This window comes from Pseudomonas sp. PDM25 (assembly GCF_019219045.1).
Classification (GTDB): Bacteria; Pseudomonadota; Gammaproteobacteria; order Pseudomonadales; family Pseudomonadaceae; genus Aquipseudomonas.
In genome coordinates, this window is the sequence record NZ_JAHUWL010000004.1 from 1 (window position 1) to 23,315 (window position 23,315).

The 23,315-nt window shown below is 59.8% G+C and carries 21 protein-coding genes and 3 pseudogenes; 12 read left to right on the forward strand and 12 right to left on the reverse strand.

What is annotated here, in order from left to right; translation table 11 throughout:
* Positions 1-96: pseudogene (locus tag KW848_RS31745) on the forward strand (IS110 family transposase); the annotation flags it as partial.
* Positions 97-210: 114 nt separating this feature from the next.
* Here the strand turns inward: KW848_RS31745 and lpdA are convergent.
* Positions 211-1,611 carry a dihydrolipoyl dehydrogenase gene (gene lpdA, locus KW848_RS08190; RefSeq protein WP_192408771.1) on the reverse strand — a complete coding sequence of 467 codons (1,401 nt, stop codon included), beginning with the start codon at positions 1,609-1,611 and terminating at the stop codon, positions 211-213.
* Between the two features lie 215 nt (positions 1,612-1,826).
* Here lpdA and hflK (KW848_RS08195) point away from each other — a divergent pair, with 215 nt between their 5' ends.
* From hflK (KW848_RS08195) to cfaB, 5 genes are all read left to right on the forward strand, one after another.
* Entirely contained in the window at positions 1,827-3,785 is a 1,959-nt protein-coding gene (gene hflK / locus KW848_RS08195; RefSeq protein WP_218536742.1) for a protease modulator HflK, read from the forward strand.
* Complete coding sequence (hflC, locus tag KW848_RS08200; protein ID WP_008156702.1) at positions 3,782-4,816, forward strand: protease modulator HflC; 1,035 nt, start codon at positions 3,782-3,784, stop codon at positions 4,814-4,816. The genes hflK (KW848_RS08195) and hflC overlap by 4 nt, the downstream gene beginning before the upstream one ends.
* Positions 4,813-5,871, forward strand: coding sequence for a protease modulator HflK (gene hflK / locus KW848_RS08205; RefSeq protein WP_008156700.1), 1,059 nt, complete (start codon positions 4,813-4,815; stop codon positions 5,869-5,871). Before hflC ends, hflK (KW848_RS08205) begins: the two co-directional genes overlap by 4 nt.
* Positions 5,868-7,778 carry a cation-translocating P-type ATPase gene (locus tag KW848_RS08210; RefSeq protein ID WP_218536533.1) on the forward strand — a complete coding sequence of 637 codons (1,911 nt, stop codon included), beginning with the start codon at positions 5,868-5,870 and terminating at the stop codon, positions 7,776-7,778. Before hflK (KW848_RS08205) ends, KW848_RS08210 begins: the two co-directional genes overlap by 4 nt.
* A 226-nt stretch (positions 7,779-8,004) precedes the next feature.
* Positions 8,005-9,192 carry a C17 cyclopropane fatty acid synthase CfaB gene (gene cfaB, locus KW848_RS08215; protein WP_218536534.1) on the forward strand — a complete coding sequence of 396 codons (1,188 nt, stop codon included), beginning with the start codon at positions 8,005-8,007 and terminating at the stop codon, positions 9,190-9,192.
* Here cfaB and cls read toward each other — a convergent pair.
* Entirely contained in the window at positions 9,189-10,628 is a 1,440-nt protein-coding gene (cls, locus tag KW848_RS08220) for a cardiolipin synthase (protein WP_111448199.1), read from the reverse strand. The genes cfaB and cls overlap by 4 nt on opposite strands.
* Positions 10,629-10,759: 131 nt before the next feature.
* Between cls and KW848_RS08225 the strand changes: the two genes are divergently transcribed.
* Complete coding sequence (locus KW848_RS08225; RefSeq protein ID WP_008156692.1) at positions 10,760-11,281, forward strand: DUF3617 domain-containing protein; 522 nt, start codon at positions 10,760-10,762, stop codon at positions 11,279-11,281.
* A gap of 23 nt (positions 11,282-11,304) precedes the next feature.
* Here the strand turns inward: KW848_RS08225 and KW848_RS08230 are convergent, their stop codons facing one another.
* The 7 genes and pseudogenes from KW848_RS08230 to folE2 all read right to left on the reverse strand — a co-directional run bounded on the left by KW848_RS08230 (position 11,305) and on the right by folE2 (position 17,416).
* Complete coding sequence (locus KW848_RS08230) at positions 11,305-12,186, reverse strand: His/Gly/Thr/Pro-type tRNA ligase C-terminal domain-containing protein (protein WP_218536535.1); 882 nt, start codon at positions 12,184-12,186, stop codon at positions 11,305-11,307.
* Positions 12,187-12,203: 17 nt separating this feature from the next.
* On the reverse strand, positions 12,204-13,541 hold the full coding sequence (locus tag KW848_RS08235; RefSeq protein ID WP_218536536.1) for a dihydroorotase: 1,338 nt from the start codon (positions 13,539-13,541) through the stop codon (positions 12,204-12,206).
* A 2-nt stretch (positions 13,542-13,543) separates the two neighbouring features.
* Positions 13,544-14,105 (reverse strand): annotated as a pseudogene (locus KW848_RS08240) (DapH/DapD/GlmU-related protein).
* Positions 14,102-14,977 carry a metal ABC transporter substrate-binding protein gene (locus KW848_RS08245; RefSeq protein ID WP_218536537.1) on the reverse strand — a complete coding sequence of 292 codons (876 nt, stop codon included), beginning with the start codon at positions 14,975-14,977 and terminating at the stop codon, positions 14,102-14,104. Before KW848_RS08245 ends, KW848_RS08240 begins: the two are co-directional and overlap by 4 nt.
* A gap of 11 nt (positions 14,978-14,988) precedes the next feature.
* Positions 14,989-15,855, reverse strand: a complete 867-nt coding sequence (locus tag KW848_RS08250) for a metal ABC transporter permease (RefSeq protein WP_218536538.1) — start codon at positions 15,853-15,855, stop codon at positions 14,989-14,991.
* Positions 15,855-16,523, reverse strand: a complete 669-nt coding sequence (locus KW848_RS08255) for a metal ABC transporter ATP-binding protein (RefSeq protein ID WP_218536539.1) — start codon at positions 16,521-16,523, stop codon at positions 15,855-15,857. The genes KW848_RS08250 and KW848_RS08255 overlap by 1 nt, the downstream gene beginning before the upstream one ends.
* Positions 16,520-17,416 (reverse strand): GTP cyclohydrolase FolE2, encoded by an 897-nt coding sequence (folE2, locus tag KW848_RS08260; protein ID WP_218536540.1) that lies wholly within the window; start codon positions 17,414-17,416, stop codon positions 16,520-16,522. The genes KW848_RS08255 and folE2 overlap by 4 nt, the downstream gene beginning before the upstream one ends.
* 86 nt (positions 17,417-17,502) lie before the next feature.
* On the opposite strand from folE2, the pseudogene KW848_RS08265 reads away from it, so the two are divergent.
* Positions 17,503-18,129 (forward strand): annotated as a pseudogene (locus tag KW848_RS08265) (N-acetylmuramoyl-L-alanine amidase).
* Here the strand turns inward: KW848_RS08265 and KW848_RS08270 are convergent.
* A complete protein-coding gene (locus tag KW848_RS08270; protein WP_218536541.1) occupies positions 18,126-18,503 on the reverse strand; it encodes a glutamine synthetase in 378 nt (125 codons plus the stop codon). The pseudogene KW848_RS08265 and the gene KW848_RS08270 overlap by 4 nt on opposite strands.
* A gap of 143 nt (positions 18,504-18,646) precedes the next feature.
* Here KW848_RS08270 and zigA point away from each other — a divergent pair, with 143 nt between their 5' ends.
* On the forward strand, positions 18,647-19,855 hold the full coding sequence (zigA, locus tag KW848_RS08275) for a zinc metallochaperone GTPase ZigA (RefSeq protein WP_218536542.1): 1,209 nt from the start codon (positions 18,647-18,649) through the stop codon (positions 19,853-19,855).
* Positions 19,855-20,505, forward strand: a complete 651-nt coding sequence (locus KW848_RS08280; protein WP_218536543.1) for a DUF1826 domain-containing protein — start codon at positions 19,855-19,857, stop codon at positions 20,503-20,505. Before zigA ends, KW848_RS08280 begins: the two co-directional genes overlap by 1 nt.
* 4 nt (positions 20,506-20,509) lie before the next feature.
* Here KW848_RS08280 and KW848_RS08285 read toward each other — a convergent pair whose 3' ends face one another.
* Positions 20,510-20,866, reverse strand: coding sequence for a hypothetical protein (locus KW848_RS08285; RefSeq protein ID WP_008156668.1), 357 nt, complete (start codon positions 20,864-20,866; stop codon positions 20,510-20,512).
* A gap of 26 nt (positions 20,867-20,892) precedes the next feature.
* Here KW848_RS08285 and KW848_RS08290 point away from each other — a divergent pair, with 26 nt between their 5' ends.
* Positions 20,893-21,864 (forward strand): GTP-binding protein, encoded by a 972-nt coding sequence (locus KW848_RS08290; RefSeq protein ID WP_218536544.1) that lies wholly within the window; start codon positions 20,893-20,895, stop codon positions 21,862-21,864.
* Between the two features lies 1 nt (position 21,865).
* Here the strand turns inward: KW848_RS08290 and KW848_RS08295 are convergent, their stop codons facing one another.
* Positions 21,866-22,279: a DUF3301 domain-containing protein gene (locus KW848_RS08295; RefSeq protein ID WP_111448211.1), complete on the reverse strand. Its 414-nt coding sequence runs from the start codon at positions 22,277-22,279 to the stop codon at positions 21,866-21,868.
* Between the two features lie 120 nt (positions 22,280-22,399).
* Here KW848_RS08295 and pdxY point away from each other — a divergent pair, with 120 nt between their 5' ends.
* Positions 22,400-23,272: a pyridoxal kinase PdxY gene (gene pdxY / locus KW848_RS08300; protein ID WP_008156662.1), complete on the forward strand. Its 873-nt coding sequence runs from the start codon at positions 22,400-22,402 to the stop codon at positions 23,270-23,272.
* Positions 23,273-23,315: the final 43 nt, after the last annotated feature.

The window sequence follows — 23,315 nt, forward strand, 5'->3', positions numbered from 1 at the left end:
ACCACTCAGGCGCTGGTGATGCTGGCTCGCAAGCTTGCTCGGGTGGTATTCGCCTTGCTGAAAGGGCAAAGCGAATATCAGCCAAAAGCCAGTTGAGGGCTTTCCCTCAACCATAGAATCTCCCACATTTGATCTGTGGCGTTCACAAAACCAATGTGGGAGTGAGCCTGCTCGCGATAGCGGTAGACTCGCCACCGCCAACCTCCGGGCTTACATCTGCGTCGCCATCCCCTCCACATTCATCGCCGCCTGGCGCAAGGCCTCGGAGCGGGTCGGGTGTGGATGGCAGGTCAGGGCAATGTCTTCGGCAGAGGCGCTGAACTCCATGGCCACGCAGTACTCGCCAATCATTTCACTGACGCTTGGACCCACCAGGTGCACGCCGAGAATCTCGTCGGTGCGCTCATCGGCCAGCACTTTGGCGAAGCCTTCGGTTTCGTGATTGATCTTTGCCCGGCTGTTGGCGGTGAAGGGAAACTTGCCGACCTTGTAGGCGCGGCCTTCGGCCTTGAGCTGCTCTTCGGTCTTGCCGACGCTGGCCAGTTCGGGTTTAGTGTAGATCACGTTGGGGATCAGGTCATAGTTGACCTCGGCTGCCTTGCCGACAATCTGCTCGATGCAGACCATGGCCTCGTCTTCGGCCTTGTGGGCGAGCATCGGCCCGGACGTGACGTCGCCAATCACCCAGACACCAGCCGCTTCAGTGCGATGGCCCTTGTTGGCGAGCATGCCGCGTTTGTCCGTGGCGAGGCCGACGTTCTCCAGCCCCAGGCCTTGGGTGTAAGGTCGGCGGCCGATGGATACCAGCACATAATCCGCTTCAATCGTTTCGGCCGTGCCACCGGCGGCGGGTTCGACGCTGAGTTGAACGCCGGTGGCCGAGGTGGTGGCGCGGGTGACTTTGGAACTCAATTTGAAGTTGATGCCCTGTTTACTCAACGAACGTTGCAGGGTTTTGCCGGCTTCACCATCCACACCGGGGCAGATCCGGTCGAGAAACTCGATCACCGTCACCTGAGCGCCCAAACGCCGCCACACCGAACCCAGCTCCAGACCGATCACTCCGGCGCCGATCACCACCAGATGCTTGGGCACTTCAGTCAGTGACAGTGCGCCCGTCGAATCGAGGATGCGTTTGTTGTCGATGTCCACACCGGGCAGGGGAGTGGGCTCGGAACCGGTGGCTATGATGATGTTCTTGGTGTTCAGTTCGGTCTTTTCGCCCTGGCTGTCGGTCACTGTCACTTTGCCGGGCCCGTCGATGTGGCCCCAGCCCTTGACCCAATGGACTTTGTTTTTTCGAAACAGAAACTCGATGCCCTTGGTCAACCCGGCAACGCTTTCATCCTTTTGTTTCATCATTTGCGCGAGGTTGAGTGTGGGTTTGACTTCAATCCCCAGGTTGGCGAATTCCGCGCCCATGGCGGCGTCGTAGAGTTCGGAGGCGTGCAGCAGCGCTTTTGATGGCATGCAACCGACGTTCAGGCAGGTGCCGCCGAGCGTGGCGCGTCCTTCGACGCAAACCGCTCTGAGGCCCAACTGACCGGCGCGGATCGCTGCGTTATAACCACCGGGGCCTCCGCCCAGAATCACGACGTCATAGATGCTCATGGTGTACTCCTGGAGTGAATCGGATCGGAATGGGTAAACGTAGTTCCTGGGTAAAATTACGAACGTAATATGTGCGTTCCGCAGTATTTCGGTCAAGGCTTCAGCCAAGCGACAGGTTGAGCGCCTTTAGATACAGCATTTAAGAACGGAAATTTCACGGTTTTCGTTATATCGTAACGAAATGCGATGTGAGCAACGATAAACACTGGGGTGGTATGCAAGTCGATCTCGATGTCGATGGGACGCAAGTAGCCGGGCTGCCGCGTTTCCAGCAGGCGGTTTTTCAAGGGCGACGATTGCGTCAGTTCGCAATCGGTCTGGGCGCTCTGGCGGCGACAGGTTGGTTGTTGGCGTTTTTTGTCGGGCTGTTTGCGCCACAGTCACTCTGGCCTGCGTTGCTGGTCAATCAGAGCGCCGGGTTGCTGGTGCTGGTCGCCGGTTTGCAATCGGCCTGGTGGGTGACGCAGTGGCGCGCGCGGGCGTTGAACCCGGTCGTGCAGGTCGTCGTTGCTGACGAAGTCGTTGCCCCGGTGGGCTGGTACGAACGGCTGCTGGATCGGCTCAGCCAGCGATGGCTGCGAATGCTGGTGCAGATCGGCGCTCCGACGCTGTGGCTTGCAGGTTGGTCGCTGCTGACGTTATTGAGCATCGAACAAATCTGGAACCTTGCACTGGCGCCAACCGCACTGGGATTGTCGGCCAGTGTCGGTGCGGCGCTGTCCTTGTTGCTGGCCTTCGGTTTGCTGGTGCTGGAGCGACAACTGGCGCAGGAAAACGTCGCGCAATGGCCCGAAGCAGCGTCGTTGGCGCAGCTGACTCGGGTGGCGATCATTTGTCTGGTGCTCAGCGCTTTGTGCCTGTTGCTGGGTGGCGAAACTTCGGTCTGGCCGGTGCGTCTGGCGGTACTGATGGGTTTGCTGCCAGGGTTGGTCGCCGCTGAGCTGCTGTTTCGCGCCTTACTGTCGTTGTTCAGTCCGCAGCGCGAACAACTCGAACCTGCCTTGCTGGCGCGCAGCTTCGTCGCCGACATGCTGCGCTGGCCGCCGCAACCTTTGTTGGCGTTGCAGCACGAATTGCACAACCGCTTCGGCATCGACCTGCGGCAGATCTGGGCCTTCACCTACATGCGTCGGGCATTTTTTCCGGTGCTGGTGGTGGTGGCAATTGTCGGTTGGTCACTCACCGGTATTCACGAAATACCGCTGCAAGGGCGGGGCATCTACGAGCGATTCGGCAAACCGGTGGAGGTGTTCGGTCCCGGTTTGCACGCAGGTTTGCCTTGGCCTCTGGGCCGAGTATTGAGTGTCGAGAACGGTGTGGTCCACGAGTTGGCCACCAGTGTTGGCGACACTCCGGCGCCGGTCGTGGCCGAACCCGCCGAAGGCCCGGCGCCCGCGATTGCCAATCGCTTGTGGGACGCGAGCCATGTGAACGACAAATCCCAAGTCATTGCCAGCAGTCGAGCCGACAAGCAGAGCTTCCAGATCGTCAACATGGACGTGCGTTTCGTCTATCGCATCGGTCTGAGCGATCAAGCGGCGTTGGCCGCGACTTATAACAGCGCGGATGTCCCAACACTGATCCGCAGCACCGCCAGCCGGATTCTGGTCCACGATTTCGCCTCGCGCACCCTCGACGGTTTGCTCGGTGAAGACAGGGTAGGGCTCGCCGAAGAGATTGGTCGGGCGGTACAGGCTGACCTGCAGAAACTGGACAGTGGGGTGGAAATTCTCGCCACCGTGGTCGAGGCGATTCATCCGCCGGCCGGTGCCGCCAATGCTTATCACGGCGTCCAGGCTGCGCAGATTGGCGCCCAGGCATTGATTTCCCGCGAGCGTGGGGCGGCGGCGGAAGCCACCAACCAGGCGCAATTGCAGGCCAGCATCGCTCGCGATCAAGCGACGGCCAGCGCTCGTGAAATCAACGCCACCGCCCAAGCGGCTGACTTGAGGTTCAGCGCCGAGCAAAAGGCCTACGCCAGTGCCGGCCAGGCCTTCGTGCTGGAGCAGTATTTCAGCCAACTGTCTCAGGGCTTGGCCAATGCCAGGTTGCTGGTGCTCGATCATCGTCTGGGCGGCAGCAGTAATGCGCCGACCATCGATCTCCGTACATTCACGCTGCCGGCTGACCCTGCGCCGGCGCGTAAAACCGCTCAGCCAGGAGCTGCCAATTGAGCCAGTCGCACACTCACGATCACGATGACCACACTGGCCACGATCACGGCCATGGCGGGCATCACCACGGCCATCACCACCATGGTGATCCCCAGGAAGCGGGCCCGTTCCCATGGCGGCGAATGGGCTGGGCAGCGTTGCTGGTAGCGTTCGCCATCGCGGCGGCCAGCCTGGTACAGGTGCGTTCCGGGGAGGCCACGGTGATCACGCGTTTCGGTAATCCTTCGCGGGTATTGCTGGAACCAGGTCTTGGCTGGCGTTGGCCTGCTCCTTTTGAAGCGGCGATTCCTGTCGATCTGCGACTGCGCACGACTTCGAGTGGTTTACAGGATGTGGGTACGCGGGATGGTTTGCGGATCATCGTTCAGGCTTACGTGGCCTGGCAGGTTCAGGGCGATCCGGACAACGTGCAACGCTTCATGCGTGCCGTACAGAATCAGCCGGACGAAGCCGCACGGCAGATTCGTACGTTTGTTGGCTCTGCTCTTGAAACCACGGCCAGCAGTTTTGACTTGGCTAACCTGGTGAACACCGACGCCAACCAAGTACACATCGCTGATTTTGAAGCGCAACTGCGTCAGCAAATCGATCAGCAGCTGCTCACCACTTACGGCGTGCGGGTGCTGCAAGTCGGCATCGAGCGTCTGACCTTGCCATCGGTAACCCTCACCGCTACGGTCGATCGCATGCGTGCCGAGCGTGAAACAATCGCCACCGAACGCACGGCCATCGGTAAGCGCGAAGCGGCGCAAATCCGTTCTGCCGCCGAGCGTGATGCACGAATCGTACAAGCCGATGCGACCGTGAAAGCTGCCGATATCGAAGCTCAATCGCGCGTCGAAGCCGCGCAAATTTACGGTCGCGCCTACGCCGGATCGCCACAGCTCTACAACCTGCTGCGCTCCCTCGACACACTAGGCACCATCGTCACGCCCGGCACAAAGCTGATTCTGCGCACCGACGCCGCGCCGTTCCGGGTGTTGGTTGACGGTCCGCCGACCCTCGATAACAAGGCCGGGTCGCAGCCATGAAATTAGTTCCACGTGGAACAAACGAGTTAAGCAGCCCCTGGATTCAGGCGGGGCGATTGGCTTTTTTGGCCCTATACGCCGTGACAGTGCTAGCCGCTTTGGTGTGGGCATTCTCCAATGTGCGACAGATCGATCCGCAAAATCGCGCGGTGGTGTTGCACTTTGGCGCGCTGGATCGTATCCAGAATGCTGGCCTGTTATTGGCTTGGCCCCGCCCGTTTGAGCAGGTGATTTTGTTGCCTGCGGCGGATCGGGTGATTGAGCGACGAGTGGAAAATCTGCTGCGCACCGATGCGGCGTTGCAGGCAGATCGAGCGGCGAGTTTCGCCACACCGATCAGCGATGCACTCGCCGGCTCCGGTTATTTGCTCACCGGTGACGCGGGCGTGGTGCAACTGGATGTGCGGGTTTTCTACAAAGTCACCGAGCCCTATGCCTTCGTCCTTCAAGGCGAACATGTGTTGCCGGCATTGGATCGATTGGTGACTCGCAGTGCGGTGACCCTCACTGCCGCACGAGATCTGGACACTATTCTGGTCGCTCGACCGGAGCTGATCGGCGCCGATAGTCAGGCTGCTGAACGCCGCGAACGGTTGCGCGGTGATCTGGTGCAAGCCATCAATCAGCGCCTGGCTGACCTGACCGCGACCGGACAGGGATTAGGAATAGAGGTGACGCGAGTCGACGTGCAATCGAGTCTGCCCGGGCCCGCGGTCAACGCCTTCAACGCTGTTCTGACCGCCAGTCAACAAGCCGACAAAGCCGTAGCCAATGCTCGTACTGAAGCCGAGAAACTGACTCAGACGGCCAACGAACAAGCCGATCGCACGCTGCAAGTCGCTCACGCCCAAGCGAGCGAAAGGCTGGCCAAAGCCTCGGCTGACACGGCCACGGTGTTGAGCCTGGCCAAGGCGCAGCAACAGGGCACCGACCCGCAAATGCTGCTGCGCATCTACCGTGAGCGGATGCCGAAGATTCTCGGTCAGGCCGGTTCGGTGACCACGGTCAATCCGAAAGACGATTCCCGCCTGATCATTCAGGGAGCTGCACAATGACCACCCAAACCGCCGCCGCACCGAGCATGTTGTCCTCGGCTGAACAACGCAGCGCCGCCCGCCAATTGACCCTGGCCATGCTCGCATTGGGCCTGCTCGCGCTCGGCCTGACCTGGCGCTGGTTGTCGCCGGAGCAGACGGGCGTCAGTCAATTGCTGCTAGGGTTTGCTTCGTTATTGGTGGCCGTGCCCGTGATGCGTTCAGCCTGGTACAGCCTGCGTTATCCGAGCCTGCACGGGATCACCGATCAATTGATTGCCCTGGCCATGCTCGGGGCGTGGGCTACGGGTGATCTGCTGACCGCGGCGTTGCTGCCGATCATCATGATCTTCGGTCACGTGCTGGAAGAGCGCAGCGTGATCGGTTCCCAGGAGGCGATTCGCGCCCTCGGCAAACTGACGCGCAGCCACGCGCGCAAAGTTCAGGCCGACGGCGCTATCGTCGAAGTCGATAACGGCACACTCAAGGCCGGTGATCTCGTCGAGGTGCGCGCGGGTGATCGAGTGCCGGCGGATGGTCGGGTGTTGTCCGGTCAGGCGAGCCTGGACACGGCTTCGATAACTGGCGAATCGGTGCCGATGGAGGCGGGCATCGGCATGCAAGTTTTTGGCGGCGCGATCAACCTCGATGGTCTGCTGCGCATCGAGGTGACCCGCACCGGCAATGAGTCGACCCTCGGCAAAGTCATTGCGCTGATGCAAAGCGCCGAGCGTTCCAAACCGCCGATCACGCGGTTACTGGAACGCTACGCCGGCAGCTACATGGTGCTGGTGTTGCTGCTGGCCGCCGTGACTTGGTTCATCACTAACGATGCCCAGGCCATGCTCGCGGTGTTGGTGGCGGCCTGTCCTTGTGCGCTGGTGTTGTCCGCCCCGGCCACGGCGATTGCCGGGGTGGCGGTGGCCGCTCGTCACGGGATTCTGATTCGCAGCTCCGCGTTCCTCGAAGAGTTGGCAGACCTGACTTCGCTGGTGGTCGACAAGACCGGAACCCTGACCTTTGGCACCTTGCGTTTGCAATCCATCGACAGCCCGCTCGAAGATCGCAGCCACGTCCTTAAACTCGCTGCCAGTCTTGGTTCTGCCAGCAGTCATCCGGTCAGCCGCGCGCTCGCCGGGTTGGTCACCCAGGAACATTTTCTGCAGCTCTGCGACATCCACGAGCGTCAAGGGCTGGGCGTGGTGGCGATGACGGAGCAGGGCGAGGCGGCGCTCGGTCGTCCGGAGTTGTTCGCGCAGTTGGGTATCGCCACTTCAAGTGTCCCCGACCACGATGGCCCGATTGCCGGGCTGGCGCTCAACGGTGAATTCCTCGCTTGGCTGTTGCTGGCCGACAGCGTCAAACCCGAGGCTCGATTTGCCTTGAGCGAGCTACGTGAATTGGGATTGGGCCGGCAGTTGCTGCTGACAGGTGATCGGCAAAGCGTCGCACGCACATTGGCGCGAGATGTCGGGATCAGCGACGTTGAAGCTCAAGCGTTGCCTGAGGACAAACTCAATCGCGTGCTAAAGGAAATCGGCAGTGGCTTCCGGCCGATGGTCGTGGGAGACGGGATCAACGATTCGCTGGCGCTCAAGGCCGGTGTGGTCGGCGTGGCCATGGGCGCGGGCGGGGCGGATATCGCGCTGGCTTCGTCCGACATCGTCCTGATCGGCAGCGACCTGCGCCGACTCGGTACGTGTGTGCGTTTGAGTCGCCAATGCCGGCACACGTTGCAGGTTAACGTGATCATCGGTCTGGGCTGGACGCTGGCGATTGTAGCCTTCGCCGCCTTCGGTTGGCTTGGCGCTGCGGGCGCGATGATTGCTGCGCTGTTGCACAACTTCAGCACGTTGCTGGTGTTGGGGAACGCCGGGCGTTTACTGCGTTTTCAGGAACCATTGCTCAAGCTTGAGGATGAGGATTGAGTACGTCGGGTAAATGCTCTAAACAGCGCGATCGCGTTCGATTTCAAGTTTTCAGAACTGTATGACGAATTCGTAGTCATCTAGGTGAGGGCAATCACTTTTGTGAATTCGCGACGGTGGGTTCGAGCGTTACGAATCATAGAAAAGGGCGATCAATTCGATAGCCAGCTATTTTTCAAGGATGGTCTACCCTCACATCAGACGTCTGAAACTAGAGGGACTATCCATGCTCGCGCACCTTCCTCCGGCCTTACAGAATCTGCAGTTGCCGCTACGCCTGCGACTCTGGGACGGCCATGAATTCAACCTGGGGCCGACGCCCAGCGTCACTATTGTGGTCAAGGACCCACAAATGGTTACCCAGTTCACTCACCCAAGCCTGGACGCGCTCGGAGCGGCGTTTGTCGAAGGTAAACTTGAGCTGGAAGGCTCCATCAGCGACGTGATCCGCGTCTGCGATGAATGGAGCCAGGCGTTGGTGAGCGAGGACGATGACAGTCAGCCGATGCGCACCGTTCACGACAAGGAAACCGACGCCAAGGCGATTTCCTACCACTACGACCTTTCCAACGCGTTTTATCAGCTGTGGCTCGACAGTGACATGGCGTATTCCTGCGCCTATTTCGAGACCGGTAGCGAAACGCTGGAGCAAGCCCAGCAAGCCAAATTCCGCCACCTGTGCCGCAAGCTGCGGCTGCAACCAGGGGAATACCTGCTGGATGTCGGTTGCGGTTGGGGCGGACTGGCACGCTATGCGGCCCGGGAGTTTGGCGCGAAGGTGTTCGGGATCACACTCAGTAAAGCGCAACTGGAACTTGCCCGTGAACGGGTGACCGCCGAAGGCCTGGACGATCTGGTCGAACTGCAACTGCTCGACTACCGTGACCTGCCGCAGGACGGTCGCTTCGACAAAGTGGTCAGTGTCGGTATGTTCGAACACGTCGGCCACGCCAATCTGGCCGAGTACTGCAAGACCTTGTTCGGTGCGGTGAAGGAGGGTGGCCTGGTGATGAACCACGGGATCACCGCCAAACACACCGACGGCCGTCCGGTGGGGCGCGGTGCCGGCGAATTCATCGAGAAATATGTGTTCCCCAATGGCGAGCTGCCGCACCTGTCGATGATCTCTGCCGAGATCAGCGAAGCAGGGCTGGAGATTGTCGACGTCGAGAGCCTGCGCCTGCACTACGCGCGTACGCTGGACCATTGGAGTGAACGCCTGGAAGACAATCTGGAAGCGGCTTCCAGGCTGGTGCCAGAGCAGGCCTTACGGATCTGGCGGCTGTACCTGGCGGGGTGCGCTTACGCGTTCGCCAAGGGCTGGATCAATCTGCACCAGATTCTCGCGGTGAAAGCTCACCCCGATGGCAGCCATGAACTGCCATGGACGCGCGACGATATCTACAACCCTTAAAGTATCGGTGAAATAAGCCGGGCGACCCGCATGCCGACCTGTTGCAGGCGGCGGGTCTCCCGGCTTTCTTCTTTGGCGATCTCGTGAGCCTGTGCAAAGTCATCGTTGAGCATCTGTTCTACTTCGGCGGCAAACGCGCTGTCGACCGTCAACAACATCACTTCAAAATTCAGCCGGAACGAGCGGTTGTCCAGATTGGCGCTGCCAATGGCGCTGATTTCGCTGTCGATCAACACCACTTTCTGATGCAGAAACCCCGGCTCGTAGCGGAACACCCGCACGCCGGCGCGTACCGCTTCGAAGGCGTACAGGCTGGACGCTGCGTAGACGATGCGGTGATCGGGCCGTGAAGGCAGGAGCAATCGCACATCAACACCGCGCAGTACCGCCAGCCGCAACGCTGCGAATACCGCTTCGTCAGGGATGAAATAAGGACTGGTGATCCACACCCGTTCGGTTGCCGCATGGATGGCTTCGACGAAGAACAACGAGCAGGTTTCGTAGGAATCTGCCGGGCCGCTCGCCAGCAATTGGCAGAGCACGCCGTCGTCAGGGTAAACGTCCGGCAGGATCAGCGGCGGCAATGAGCGGGCGGCCCAAAACCAGTCTTCAGCGAAAGATTCCTGCATGCAGGCCACCACCGGTCCGCGTACTTGCACATGGGTATCGCGCCACGGGGCGAGGGGTGGTTTCTCGCCCATGTACTCGTCGCCGACGTTGTGCCCACCGACGAAACCCAGCACACCATCGACCACCACAATCTTGCGGTGGTTGCGGAAGTTGACCTGGAAGCGGTTGAGCCAGCCGCTGCGGGTGGCAAAGGCTTTGACCTCGACGCCGGCATCGCGCAGTGGCTGCACGTAACTGTGAGGCAGGGAGTGGCTACCGATGCGGTCGTACAATAAATAAACCGCCACGCCTTCGGCGGCTTTCTTCAGCAGCAAGGTTTGCAGGCGTTGACCGAGGCGATCGTCGTGGATGATGAAAAACTGAATCAGCACCGCTTCCTTCGCGTTGCTGATGGCGTCAAAAATGGCGTTGAAGGTGGCCTGGCCGTCGATCAGCAAACGCACTTCGTTGTTCGCCAGGCACGGCATGCGCCCCAGTTTCGGCATTGCCCTCAAGGACGCGTAAGCATTGGAGGCGCGAGCGGTCAGCGCCTCTTCTACCCAAGGGCGCCAGTTGAGCTCGGAGATCGCCTTGCGCATTTCTTCGTTGGCCTGGCGCCGAGCGTTGATGTAACCATCGAAGGTGCTGCTACCGAAGACCAGGTAGGGGATGAGCGTGAGGTAGGGAATAAACAGCAACGACAGGGCCCAGGCGATCGATCCCTGGGCGGTCCGGACGGTGAGCACGGCGTGGATGGCTGCGATCAGGCCCAGCGTGTGTAGCAGTGCAATCATGTAGCCGAAAATATGCGGTCCAAAGTAATCCATGGGGCAGCCTTGCTCCTGAAGATTCAATGCTTAACAGACCATGTTCCGTGCAGAATGTCGCTATTTAATTGGCCCATGAACCGAAGCCACTGGCTGACGTCTAACGGCCACTAATGATCAGGAGTTACTCGATGAACGTTCGTCTGCTGGGTTTGGCCATGGCTATTGGTTTGTCACTTCCTGTGGCCGCTCAGGCGCAGATGTTGCAGCCCGGTTTGTGGGAAATGACCACAAGCAACATGAAGGTCGATGACCAGAATCTCCCGGATTTGCAGCTGATCCTTGGCCAGATACAGAGCCAGATGACCCCTCAACAGCGAGCGCAGCTCGAAAAGCAGGGCATCACCATGGGCGGCAAAGGGATTCGGGCTTGTCTGACGCCTGAGCAGGTGAAGACAGACAATATTCCGCTGACCGATCCACAGTCGGGCTGCAAGCAGGAAATCACCGACCGTACCGGGAATCAGTGGAAATTCCGCTTCAGCTGTCCGAAAGCGCAGGGCGCCGGTGTCGCCACTTTCCTCAGTGATCGTGAGTTCACCACCAAGGTTAACGGCACGTTCAATGCTACCGGTATTCAGCAGAAGGGTAGCCTCGAAAGCCGCGCTGTGTGGTTGGGGCAGGATTGCGGGACCGTCAAACCGAGAGCTTAAAAACTCGTCAGCAGGCCCGCGCCCTACACGTCCGTGTGGGAGCGGGCCTGATTCAACCACTCACACACCGTCTCAACGCTCATCCTGCCGAAATCCTCCCCAGTGCGGCTGCGCACACTGACAAACCCGCCTTCTTTTTCTTTCTCCCCGATCACCAGCAGATACGGCACGTGCTGACTGTGCTCGCGAATTTTTTGGCGGACTTTCTCGTGACGCAGATCCGCACGGGCGCGCACGCCACTTCTGCGCAATGCCTCGGTGACCGACTGCGCGTAATCCGCCTGACGTTGGTCCATGCTGACGATCATGACATGTGGCGGCGTCCGCCAGTTATCAAGCTCTTGTTGGCAGGACCAGCACGTACCGTAAATCCGTTGCGGCAACGTACTGCTGACGTGATCGAGGGTGAACGCTTGCAGCACTCTGGTCGCGGGGACATGCGGGCCGGCGGTTGTAGATTCGACGTTCCCCAGGCGGTACAGCGGCGTCTTTCCTTGACGGCGAATCGAGTGATTGGTCGCCGCCAGCGTCTGCATGCGGGCTTCGATCAGTGGCAAGTCTGTCTGCGTTAAGGGTTGCTCGGCAGAAAACTCATGAAAGAACCCGTCGCCCAGCGCCGTTCCTGAGTGCAATTGCACCTGTGGATGGAGTTGTTTAACGGCCATGGCCAGCATCAGTACACAGGAGCGTCGCAGGATCTCCAGTCCATCGGGCTCTTGAGGCGTGACGATGCTGACCCGGGCATCGGCTTCGATCATGAACTCACAGTCCACCAGGATGCCGTCCACTCGGCCGGCCACCGCCGCTTTTGCCAGTCCGGGTCCGATACTCGCGGCGAGCTCGTACACCGACAGTGGCTGGTCGTATTCACGCAATGAACCATCGCTCAGGGTGATGTGAATCATGTCGGTGCTCCCGAGTGCTAGCGCATAAATCGTAGTGGTAAACCCTGACAGTCGTCATTAAGACGTTTGCGGTGCCAGGCAATTTGCCCCGACACGATGGTGGTGCTGACGCTGTGGCGAAAACGCTGACGGGCAAAAGGTGTCCAGCCGCATTGAGACAGGATCGGCTGCTGGGAAACGGCGACGCCGCCGGGTTCGGGTTTGATCATAACGAGGTCAGCCCAATAACCTTCGCGCAAATAACCGCGGTCGGGAATGGCGAACAGATCAGCGACCCGGTGACTGGTTTTTGCGACGAGCGTAGTGATCGGCAACACTTCATCTGCGACCAGTTCCAGCAACGCGGGCAGGGCGTGCTGTACCAACGGCAAGCCGGATGGCGCTTGGCTATACGGCCGCTGTTTTTCAGCCCAAGTGTGAGGCGCATGATCGCTGCCGATCACGTCGAGCCGATCGCTCAGCAATGCTTCGCGCAAGGCATCGCGGTCCGCCTGGGTTTTGATCGCCGGGTTGCACTTGATCAGGTTGCCGAGGCTCGGGTAATCCCGGTCATCGAACAGCAAGTGGTGCAGGCAGACTTCGGCGGTGATGCGTTTCTGGGCGAGTGGCTTGTCTTCGAACAACGCCAGTTCGCGGGCGGTGGTCAGGTGCAGAACATGCAGTCGGGTGCCGTGACGCCTGGCCAGTTCCACAGCCATTGAGGAGGAGCGAAAGCAGGCCTCGGCGTTGCGGATCAGCGGGTGAGCCGCCGCTGGAAGGTGCTCGCCGAACAACTCACGCAGGTTCGCTGCGTTGGCGTTGATGCTGGGTGTGTGTTCGCAGTGGGCCAACAAAAGGGTCGGCACCTCGGCGAATAGCCGCTCGAGAATCCTCGGGTCATCCACCAGCATGTTGCCGGTTGAAGCGCCCATGAACACTTTGACTCCAGCAACTTCGCAGGGATTCAGCGCGGCGACAGTGTCGAGATTGTCGTTGCTCACGCCGAAATGAAAGCCGTAATTGGCGACGGAGTCAGTTGCCGCTCGGCGCTTTTTGTCGGCCAGTGCGCTGAGGGTCAGGGTCGCCGGATTAGTGTTGGGCATGTCCATGAAGCTGGTGATGCCACCGGCCACCGCCGCCCGGGATTCGGTGTAGACGCTGCCTTTGTCTGGCGAGCCTGGATCGCGGAAGTGCACTTGGTCGTCGATCATTCCGGGCAGCAGCCACTGCCCTTGTGCATCGATTTCCACGTCGGCATTTTCACCGTGGATGCTGCTGGCGATCTTCACGATTCTCCCGTTGCTCACCAACAGATCACCATCAAACTCACGGCCTTCATTCACCAGCCGGGCATTGCGAATCAGCACGCTGCTCATGGTCAGAACTCGTTCTGCAGGGCTTTGTAGCCGCGCACCAGGTCGACGGTTGGTGCGCGCCACGTCTTCGGAAAACTCCGAGGCGCTGACGCTCACCGGTGGGAACTGCGACAGATCAGTCTTCGGGCCGATGCGGGTGGTGGAGGGCACATAGAAGTCTTCAGGCAGGTCGCGACCGTCGACTACCGAGTTGTGGCGCACCACGCAGCCGTCACCGACGACGCAGTTGAACAGCACGCTGTTGAACCCGATGAACACCCGATCGCCAACCTTGCACGGACCATGAACGATCGAGCGGTGGGCGATGGAACTGAACTCGCCGATGGTCACTGCCGCCCCGGACTTGGAGTGGATCACCACGCCATCCTGGATGTTCGAGTTGGCGCCGATGGTGATCGGCTCCATCTCGCCCGAGGCATCCACTTCGTCGGCCCGAATCACCGCGTAGGGACCGACGAAGACGTTCTCGCCGATCACCACTTTGCCGCAGATGATGGCGGTTTTATCCACGTAGGCAGACTCCGCGATCACCGGCAAATCACCGGAAGGATTCTTCCGGATCATGGCTTGCTCAACGCGTTGTACAGGGTGTTGAGGTTGTACTCGAACAACCCGACAAAGGTGCTGGCCGGCCCGTTAGCCGCAAGGGCATCGGAGTACAACGTGCCACCGATGTGCGCGCCGCTTTCATCGGCAATCTGCTTGAGCAGACGTGCATCCTTGATGTTTTCCATGAACACCGCTTTGACCTTGGCCTGGCGAATCTGGGTGATCAATGCAGCGACTTCGGCGGCTGACGGTTCGCGTTCAGTGGACAGTCCTTGAGGGGCCATGAAGTCGATGCCGTAAGCCTGACCGAGGTAACCGAAGGCGTCATGGGACGTCACGATTTTGCGATTGCCCGGTGGCAGCGAACCGAGTTTTGCCTTGGCTTCGGCAAGCAACGCATAGATCTGTTTCAGGTAGGCCTGACTGTTGCGTTCGTAGTCGGCTTTGTTCGTCGGGTCGGTGGCGATCAGCGCCTTGGTGATGTTGCTGATGTACAGCTCAGCGTTCGCCAGATTGTGCCAAGCGTGCGGGTCAGGAACGCTCTCGCCATCTTCATTCAGGGAGCGCGGGATGACGCCGTGGCTCGCGCTGATCACTGGCGCTTTGGTCTCGGTGCTGGTTACCAGGCGGTCCAGCCATGGCTCGAAACCCAAGCCGTTTTTGATGATGAGTTTGGCTTTGAGCAACGCCTTGGCGTCGTCCGGGGTCGGCTCGTACGTGTGAGCATCGGCGTCCGGGCCGACCATGTTGGTGATCTGGATATGGTCGCCGCCAACTTGATGGGTCATGTCGGCGAGGATGCTGAAACTGGTGATTACCTGAAGTTTTTCCGCAGCAGACAGCGACATCGACAGCAGCAAACTGAACAGCACGAGTAAAGCGCGCATCGGGTAACACCTCATTGGGATGTGAGCAAAGGCGGGCGGCGCAGCAAACCGTGCACCGGTCCGAACACCACGGACAGCAGATACAAACCGCCAGCCACCAGCACGATCGCCGGGCCACTGGGCAGCGAGTAGTAGAACGACAGCAACAGTCCGAGCCACACCGAGAGGCAGCCGAGCAGGGCGGCGATGGTCATCAACACGGGCAAGCGACGACTCCAGAAGCGCGAAGCGGCGGCGGGCAACATCATCAAACCGACCACCATCAGCGCACCGATGGCTTGAAAACCGATCACCAGATTCAGCACCACCAGGGTCAGAAATACGCCGTGAGCCAGGGGACCGAGTCGGCTGACGGTTTGCAAAAAGAGGGGGTCGAGGGTGTCCAGCAACAGCGGTTTGTAGATGAAGGCCATGGCAATCAGACTGAATGCCGAGACCCACACCATGCCGGTCAACGTCGGGCCATCGACGGCCAGCGCCGAACCAAACAACAGGTGTAACAGGTCCAGACGTTTGCCGGCGATGCCGAGGATCAGCACACCGCAGGCAAGGGAAATCGGGTAAATCGCGGCGAGGCTGGCGTCTTCTCGCAGGCCGGTGCGACGGGTGATCCAGGCGGCGAGTCCGGCCATGCCGAGACCGGCACCGAGGCCGCCGACGGTCAGCGCCGGCAGACTCAATCCGGCGAACCAGAAGCCCAATGCGGCCCCCGGCAGAATGCCGTGAGCCACCGCGTCGCCGATCAGGCTCATGCGTCGCAGGATCAAAAACACGCCCAACGGTGCGGTGCTGCATGCCAGAACCAATCCACCCAGCAGCGCTCGGTGCATGAACACGAACTCGTGGAACGGTTGCCAAAGATGAGCGGCGGCGAGCATCAGGCCACCCGCGTATGGGGTTGTTTGTGGATCAGATCGACGCTCGATCCGAGGACGCAGCCGGTACTTTTGATCAGCAACGTTTGAGGAATGTGTTGGCGAACGGCGGCCAGGTCATGGCACACGATCAGCTGGGTTCGGCCTTCGGCATGCCAGGCGTGAATGTGTTTCCAGAGGAGTGCCTGACCGAGTTCGTCGAGGGCGGCGTGGGGTTCGTCGAGCAATAGCAATGGTGCGTCGGCGAGGCTCAAACGGGCGAGTAGGGCACGCTGTAATTCGCCGCCGGATAAGGCCATCAACGGGCGCTGTTCCAGTCCGCTCAGACACCAGTTTTCCAGCACGGCTTTGAGGCGTTGTCTGCGTGTTTCGGGAGACTGCGTGCTACCCCAGAAACCGGCGGCCACTAACTCTTGCAGGCTAATGGGGAATTGGCGATCCAGGTGTTGTTGCTGGGGCAGGAACGAGAGGCTGCCCTTGCGTGGAACATCCAGGATGACTTTGCCCATCAGCGGTTTTTGCAACCCCGCGATAACTTTCAGCAGGCTGCTTTTGCCCGAGCCATTGGCACCGATGACGGCGGTCAGACTTCCTTTGGCCAGTTCGAAATCCACGTCGGGAGTCAGTGGCTGGCCGGGTGCACCCCAACGCAAGGCTTGGCAATGAATCATGCGGCCTCCCAATTCCAGCGGCTTTCGGCGACCGCATCGTGTGCGTGGAGGCTTTCCGCGTGGACGACTCGTATGTGGAAGGCGTTGATGCCGGGGGAGCGTTTCAGGGCCAGGTTCAAACGTCGCGCGGCGTCTTCGCAGAACATCAGGTTCTGACCGTTGGCCAGCGCGAAGGCTTGTTCGTCGGCGCGTTTTACGGCGGTTTGTACGGCGGTGCCGAGGGCCGCTTCGGCGTCGTTGATGATCGCGATCAGCGGCAAATCATCCAGATAGTCGTGCAGTCGAAGCCGTAATTGCGCAGTGCTCCGTTGGCTGTGAGGCGTTGCGACGATGCCTTTTGTGGAGCCGAGCCAAGTCAACACATCGGCGTGTTGCAGCGGCTTGTTGGCGAAGTCATCGACGAATTGTTGTTGAATCAGCTGCCGGGAAAGCGCGGCGGAACACGGACAAGTCGAGGAATAAGGCACGTCGATTTTTAGTTCCACGTGGAACATCGCGTTTTTCAAACGTGCTTCGATGCTCACTGGATAGGTTTTCCAGCCGGCCAATGGACTGACCAGTGCCGGTCTTTTGAGCAGTAAATCGGTGTGGATTTTTAAGTGCGCGCTGGTGGACAGTCCTTCATGAGTCTCGAGAAAACTTTGCAAAACTCGCCGCAACAAGTCGGGTGTCAGGTTTTCTTGCTCGAGCATTTCCAGTGCCAAGTACAGACGCGACATATGAATCCCGCGCGCCTCGCCATCATCGAGGCTAACGCCGGCGTCGGCCTTTGCACTCAATCGTTGGCCATCGAACATAACAGGAAGAGCAACGCCGCACATGCCCACCCAGTCGAGTGGCAGGGCTTGGCGAGAGGCCTGCGCGGCAATATCCGGCAGAGTCAGCGCATTCATGAGCAGGTCCGTCGTGGGAGTCGATTCTGCATGTTATGTTATTACATTAAAATCAACCATGCCTTTTTCATGAACAGGCTTTCTTCATGCTCAGACGTCACTTGTTGAACCTGATCCTGGCCAGCGCGGCCTTCGCTTTACCGTTTGGCGTCTCGGCCACTCAGATTCGCAATGCGCGGCTCTGGCGTTCGGATGACAAGTTGCGATGGGTGTTCGATCTGAGCGGGTGGGTGCAATACAAGACGTTTTCCCTGAGCGCTCCCGAACGGCTGATCATCGATCTGAGTGGCGCCAACCGCGACGGCGCGTTTCATGGCGCAACGTGAGAATGGGGCAGACCTGTTGGGCACTACCAGCCTGCTCAATCTCAAGGATAAGGACCCGATGCTCGCGGGGGGCATTCTCGACATGTCGATGAACGCGACCATCGCCGCCAGTTTGCAGTTGCGTAGCACGGTGCTCGGCAGTCTGGCAGGCACCACCACGCTGCATCAGAAGCGTGTGGAACAAGCGGGAATTGCGGTGCTCAAGTCGCAGGACGTGCCGTCGATCCTGGTGGAAACCGGCTTCATCTCCAACGCTCGCGACAGTCAGCGACTGGTCAGGCCGTAGCCGATGGCTTGTTTGAAGGGTTACAGCGCTATTTCCAGAAAAATCCGCCGGTAAACAGTTACATCCCTTGGCAGCAAGAGCAGAAAAAATCCCAGGCCTAACACCCTGCAATTCGGCTACAGGTGAACTTGCCGCTGCTACCACCGGAACTGGAAAATCGATTGATCGTGGTCCAGCCGACGCGACGGTTGTAGCCGACCCAGGCCTCGCCATCGGATGCGATCCCAGTGAAAAACGTGAGTTGTCCGTAGCGACTGTTGGTCTGCGCCCAGTGGCGTTTGCCGGCCGCTTCGAAACCCCGCAGATAGATCGTGCTTCCGGCGGTGTTGACGTTGTAGGCGTTGCCGTCGCCATCCACGCAGGCCAGCAGATTGGCGCTTCGGGTGCATTTGGCCAGGCTCGGGCTTTGCGCCCAGGCGCCGACAGCGACCAGCAGCGAAACGCTCATCAGCGTTATTCTCAGGGCGACACGCATAGGATTTCTCACGGACCGAACGGGCTTGAGCATCGTGCCCTTTGTCATCTTGGGCAAGAGGAGAGTGGCTTGATTGTGTTGTTATACTATAACATCAAGTTAAGCCCGACATTGCGACCGGGCATCTCTGTGAGGAATACCTGATGCCCAATCGTCTCCCCGTAACCGTCCTGTCGGGCTTTCTCGGCGCTGGCAAAAGTACGCTGCTCAACTACGTGCTGCGTAATCGCGACAACCTGCGCGTCGCCGTGATCGTCAATGATATGAGCGAAATCAACATCGATGGCGGTGAAGTCCAGCGCGATGTCAACCTGAATCGTGCTGAAGAAAAACTCGTGGAAATGAGCAACGGCTGTATCTGCTGCACCTTGCGCGAAGACTTGTTGGAAGAGGTGAGCAAACTCGCCAAGGAAGGTCGCTTTGATTATTTATTGATCGAATCCACCGGTATTTCAGAGCCACTGCCCGTGGCGGAAACCTTCACCTTCCGCGATGAAGAAGGGCAGAGCCTGGCCGACATCGCCCGGCTCGACACCATGGTCACCGTGGTCGATGGCATGAACTTCCTGCTCGACTATCAGGCCGCCGAAAGCCTCGCTTCCCGTGGCGAAACCTTGGGTGAAGAGGACGAACGCTCGATCACCGACCTGTTGATCGAGCAGATCGAATTCGCCGACGTGATTCTGATCAGCAAGATTGACTTGATCAGCAGCCGCGAACGCCAGGAGCTGGTCGCGATCCTCGAACGGCTCAATGCCCAGGCCGAAATCATTCCGATGGTGATGGGCGAAGTGCCGCTCAAGAAAATCCTCAATACCGGTCGTTTCGACTTCGAAAAGGCCGCTCAGGCGCCGGGCTGGCTACAGGAATTGCGTGGCGAACACGTGCCCGAAACCGAGGAATACGGCATCGCCTCGACAGCTTATCGAGCACGCCGACCGTTTCATCCGCAGCGTTTTTTCAGCTTCATCGACCGCCCGTGGGTGAACGGCAAACTGCTGCGCTCCAAGGGCTTCTTCTGGCTGGCCAGCAAGCACATGGACGCCGGTAGCTGGTCCCAGGCCGGCGGATTGATGCGCCATGGTTTCGCCGGGCGCTGGTGGCGTTTCGTGCCGAAAACCCAGTGGCCGCAGGACGAAGAAAGCACCGCCGGGATCATGGAAAACTGGACCGCAACCACTGGCGATTGCCGCCAGGAACTGGTGTTCATCGGCCAGAACATCGACTTCACGCAACTCACCCATGAACTCGACAATTGCCTGCTGACCGACGATGAAATGGCGTTAGGCGTCGAGGGCTGGCGATTGCTGCCAGATCCATTTGGCCCGTGGCATGAAGAGGCGGCAGCCTGATGTTGGCACCCAGTCTGAAACTGCGGCCGATCATTTGTCAGGTTCAAGGTGAGACGCCGCGAGCGCTGACCCGAGTACTGGATGACGGTGTAAACCTCGCCGTTTGGCAGCGCCAACTGCCAGCGCACATCGCTGATTTCGGGCGTTTGCTGCTGTCACTGAACGAGCCGTTGGCCGAGTCTCTGGTCCTGGAACTGCCCAGCGATGATACCGAACCCAATCTTCACGGATTGGCCTCAGGTTTCAGCGATCTCGAAGGTTACGAAGGTTTCATCGCCGACGTCTCCTGGCTGGTCAGTGCTTTCGCCTGTTTGCTGGGCGCCAAGCGTGTCGGCCTGCGCCTGCGGGTCCTCGACAAGGCCATGTGCCCGCGTTTCCACGTCGATCACGTGCCGGTGCGGCTGATCAGCACGTATTGCGGGATCGGCAGCCAGTGGCTGAAGGAAGGTGCGATGGATCGCCGACAACTGGGTAAAGCCGAAGTCGAACCCCAGGACAATGCGCTGATCCAGCAGATCGCCTGCGGCGAAGTCGCGTTGCTCAAAGGCGAGAAATGGCATGGCAACGAAGGCTTTGGCCTGATTCACCGGTCGCCACAGCTTGCGCCCGGTGAGCGGCGGCTGATCCTGACGCTCGACTGGCTGAGCTAGTGGCTCACGGTTTGAGCCAGGTTCCCTGGCTCTGGGCTTCACAAAACGGCTTCAAATACGCCGCATCCGTGGCTACGCCGTAATAGTGAATATCCTGCCGGTAAGGCATATTGGCGACTTGGGCGTTGCTGCACACGCCGAACGCGCCGGTGGGGCATTGATCGACGTACTGCACCTCGACTTTCTGGCCAGGAAGGTTCGGCTGGCAGAACCCATCGGCGAACAGTTTTTCCGGGATGTTGCGGTTCTGCTGGCAGACTTTCACGTCGAGTCGCGCAGCCGTGCTATGTACCACGCAGGCTTGAGCCAGCGCCTCACCTGAAGTGAGCGCCAGGAGCAACGACAATCCCATCAACCGCATCCTTACCTCCTCAGAAACTTTCGACCATGTTGCAGAACATTCCCACTCACATCATTGCTGGCCCTTTGGGTGCCGGCAAGACCAGCCTGATCAAGCACCTGCTGGCGCAGCGGCCGGCGAATGAGCGTTGGGCAGTGCTAATCAACGAGTTCGGTCAGATCGGCCTCGACGCTGCATTGCTGACCCAGGACGCCGATGGTATCGCACTGGGCGAAGTGGCCGGGGGCTGTTTGTGTTGCGTCAATGGTGCGCCGTTTCAGATCGGCCTCGGGCGTTTGCTACGCAAGGCGCGGCCGGATCGGCTGTTTATCGAGCCCTCCGGGCTGGGGCATCCGGCGCAATTGTTCAGGCAATTGAGTGAGGCGCCGTGGCAAGGGGTGTTGGCTGTTCAACCCTGCGTACTGGTGCTGGACGCCCAGGCACTTGCTGCCGGCAAACCGCTGCCGGTGGCGCAACAGGAAGCGCTGAACAGCGCCGGGTTGTTGCTGATGAATAAAGCCGAAAATCTCGACGACGCTGATCGCCAGCGAATCGCCGCACAGTTGCCCTCGCGTCCGTTGTACTGGACGCAGCAAGCCGCGTTGCCATTGAGTGAGTTACCAGGGCTTGGGATTCAGGCTGTAGCGGGTGTGGATAACTTCGTTGCACCCAAAGGATTGGCACAGCTGCCGGCCATCTGGACCGATCCTGAACTGCCAATTTGCTTGAGCCAGGAGCAGGAGGGCGGCTGGAGCGTTGGGTGGCGCTGGCATCCGAGTCAGACTTTCGATGCGACGCTCGTTGGTCGTTGGCTTGAAAGCCTTGCCTGGCGGCGGGCGAAACTGGTTATCCACAGCGTCGACGGTTGGGTTTCGGCGAATGCGCTGGAAAACTCGGTGCTGGACTGGCAGCCCAGCGAATGGCGCCGTGATTCGCGCATCGAGCTGATTTTCAGTGAGCCGCAGGAAGTTGATTCATTACAAAGAGATCTAGCCGACTGCCGGTCGAGCCCGATTTAAATCACGGGCGCCATTTAGTGTGTTCTTGCCGCCACTGACTCATCTCGATCACCTCGGCGCGCGGTTTCACGACATCGGTCACCGCAGGTGTGTCGTCGAACGGCATCGGGTAGGGCTCCAGCTCAATCTGCGCACTGTGGGCACCAAACTGGGTGATGGTGCCGTTGTGACGGCTTTCACCGGTCACGGTGAATTCGAAGTTATACACACGGGCGAGGCGCCGCCGGCCGTTTGCGTCTTTAATGAATGCGATCTTCTTCAAGGCCACATTGCCGTCCAGCAGCTCGATTCCGAGCTTGGCGCAATGCAGCTTGACCCGCTCCAGCGCGCGCTCGCGCAAGCCATGGTTGTGCCATAACCACGCGCCACCGGTGGCAAGCAGCATCAGGACGAAGATATTTCCAAGGGTCAGCATCAACACATTGCTCCAACAAGATAGTGTCAGCTTAACTGCGTCGCCGGTCTGTCGTACAGGCTGTGTTTAGTCGCATACTGCGCGGCTTGAATTTCAATCGTTTGACGGAAAACCCACCGCATGAAACGTACGCCCCATCTGCTCGCCATCCAGTCCCACGTGGTGTTCGGCCACGCTGGCAACAGCGCCGCGGTTTTCCCGATGCAGCGGGTCGGGGTGAATGTATGGCCGCTCAATACCGTGCAGTTCTCCAACCACACCCAGTACGGCCAATGGGCCGGTGAAGTGCTGGCGCCGCATCAGATCCCCGACCTGGTCGAAGGCATCGCGGCGATTGGCGAGCTGGGCAACTGCGACGCCGTGTTGTCTGGCTATCTGGGCAGTGCTGCTCAGGGCCGGGCGATCCTGACGGGGGTGGCGCGGATCAAGTCGATGAATCCCAAGGCACTGTATCTGTGTGACCCGGTGATGGGCCATCCTGAAAAGGGTTGCAGCGTGCCCGCGGAAGTCAGCGATTTCCTGCTGGAGGAGGCGGCTGCGGTGGCGGACTTCATGTGTCCGAACCAGCTGGAGCTGGACAGCTTTTCGGGGCGCAAGCCGCAATCGTTGTTCGATTGCCTGGCCATGGCGCGAGCGCTGCTGGCGCGTGGTCCGAAGGCTGTGCTGGTCAAGCATCTGGACTATCCGGGTAAACCGGCGGATGTTTTCGAGATGTTGCTGGTGACGGCCGAAGACAGCTGGCATTTGCGCCGTCCGCTGCTGGCGTTTCCGCGTCAGCCGGTGGGCGTCGGCGACCTGACCTCCGGACTGTTTCTGGCTCGCGTACTGTTGGGCGATAGCCTGGTGGCGGCTTTCGAATTCGCCGCGTCGGCGGTACATGAAGTGCTGCTGGAAACCCAGGCTTGCTCCAGCTATGAGCTGGAACTGGTACGGGCTCAGGACCGGATCGCCCATCCGCGGGTGCGGTTCGAGGCGGCAGCGATCAGTCTCTGAGGTCCGCGTTGAACCCATTCGCGAGCAAGTCGGATCGCCGCAC

What these genes read in the sequence shown, in the direction of transcription:
- lpdA (WP_192408771.1), bottom strand. Translation starts at nt 1,611, where the DNA reads ATGAGCATCTATGACGTCGTGATTCTGGGCGGAGGCCCCGGTGGTTAT.
- hflK (WP_218536742.1), top strand. Translation starts at nt 1,827, where the DNA reads ATGCAAGTCGATCTCGATGTCGATGGGACGCAAGTAGCCGGGCTGCCG.
- hflK (WP_008156700.1), top strand. Translation starts at nt 4,813, where the DNA reads ATGAAATTAGTTCCACGTGGAACAAACGAGTTAAGCAGCCCCTGGATT.
- KW848_RS08210 (WP_218536533.1), top strand. Translation starts at nt 5,868, where the DNA reads ATGACCACCCAAACCGCCGCCGCACCGAGCATGTTGTCCTCGGCTGAA.
- cfaB (WP_218536534.1), top strand. Translation starts at nt 8,005, where the DNA reads ATGCTCGCGCACCTTCCTCCGGCCTTACAGAATCTGCAGTTGCCGCTA.
- cls (WP_111448199.1), bottom strand. Translation starts at nt 10,628, where the DNA reads ATGGATTACTTTGGACCGCATATTTTCGGCTACATGATTGCACTGCTA.
- KW848_RS08225 (WP_008156692.1), top strand. Translation starts at nt 10,760, where the DNA reads ATGAACGTTCGTCTGCTGGGTTTGGCCATGGCTATTGGTTTGTCACTT.
- KW848_RS08230 (WP_218536535.1), bottom strand. Translation starts at nt 12,186, where the DNA reads ATGATTCACATCACCCTGAGCGATGGTTCATTGCGTGAATACGACCAG.
- KW848_RS08235 (WP_218536536.1), bottom strand. Translation starts at nt 13,541, where the DNA reads ATGAGCAGCGTGCTGATTCGCAATGCCCGGCTGGTGAATGAAGGCCGT.
- KW848_RS08245 (WP_218536537.1), bottom strand. Translation starts at nt 14,977, where the DNA reads ATGCGCGCTTTACTCGTGCTGTTCAGTTTGCTGCTGTCGATGTCGCTG.
- KW848_RS08250 (WP_218536538.1), bottom strand. Translation starts at nt 15,855, where the DNA reads ATGCTCGCCGCCGCTCATCTTTGGCAACCGTTCCACGAGTTCGTGTTC.
- KW848_RS08255 (WP_218536539.1), bottom strand. Translation starts at nt 16,523, where the DNA reads ATGATTCATTGCCAAGCCTTGCGTTGGGGTGCACCCGGCCAGCCACTG.
- folE2 (WP_218536540.1), bottom strand. Translation starts at nt 17,416, where the DNA reads ATGAATGCGCTGACTCTGCCGGATATTGCCGCGCAGGCCTCTCGCCAA.
- KW848_RS08270 (WP_218536541.1), bottom strand. Translation starts at nt 18,503, where the DNA reads ATGCGTGTCGCCCTGAGAATAACGCTGATGAGCGTTTCGCTGCTGGTC.
- zigA (WP_218536542.1), top strand. Translation starts at nt 18,647, where the DNA reads ATGCCCAATCGTCTCCCCGTAACCGTCCTGTCGGGCTTTCTCGGCGCT.
- KW848_RS08280 (WP_218536543.1), top strand. Translation starts at nt 19,855, where the DNA reads ATGTTGGCACCCAGTCTGAAACTGCGGCCGATCATTTGTCAGGTTCAA.
- KW848_RS08285 (WP_008156668.1), bottom strand. Translation starts at nt 20,866, where the DNA reads ATGCGGTTGATGGGATTGTCGTTGCTCCTGGCGCTCACTTCAGGTGAG.
- KW848_RS08290 (WP_218536544.1), top strand. Translation starts at nt 20,893, where the DNA reads ATGTTGCAGAACATTCCCACTCACATCATTGCTGGCCCTTTGGGTGCC.
- KW848_RS08295 (WP_111448211.1), bottom strand. Translation starts at nt 22,279, where the DNA reads ATGCTGACCCTTGGAAATATCTTCGTCCTGATGCTGCTTGCCACCGGT.
- pdxY (WP_008156662.1), top strand. Translation starts at nt 22,400, where the DNA reads ATGAAACGTACGCCCCATCTGCTCGCCATCCAGTCCCACGTGGTGTTC.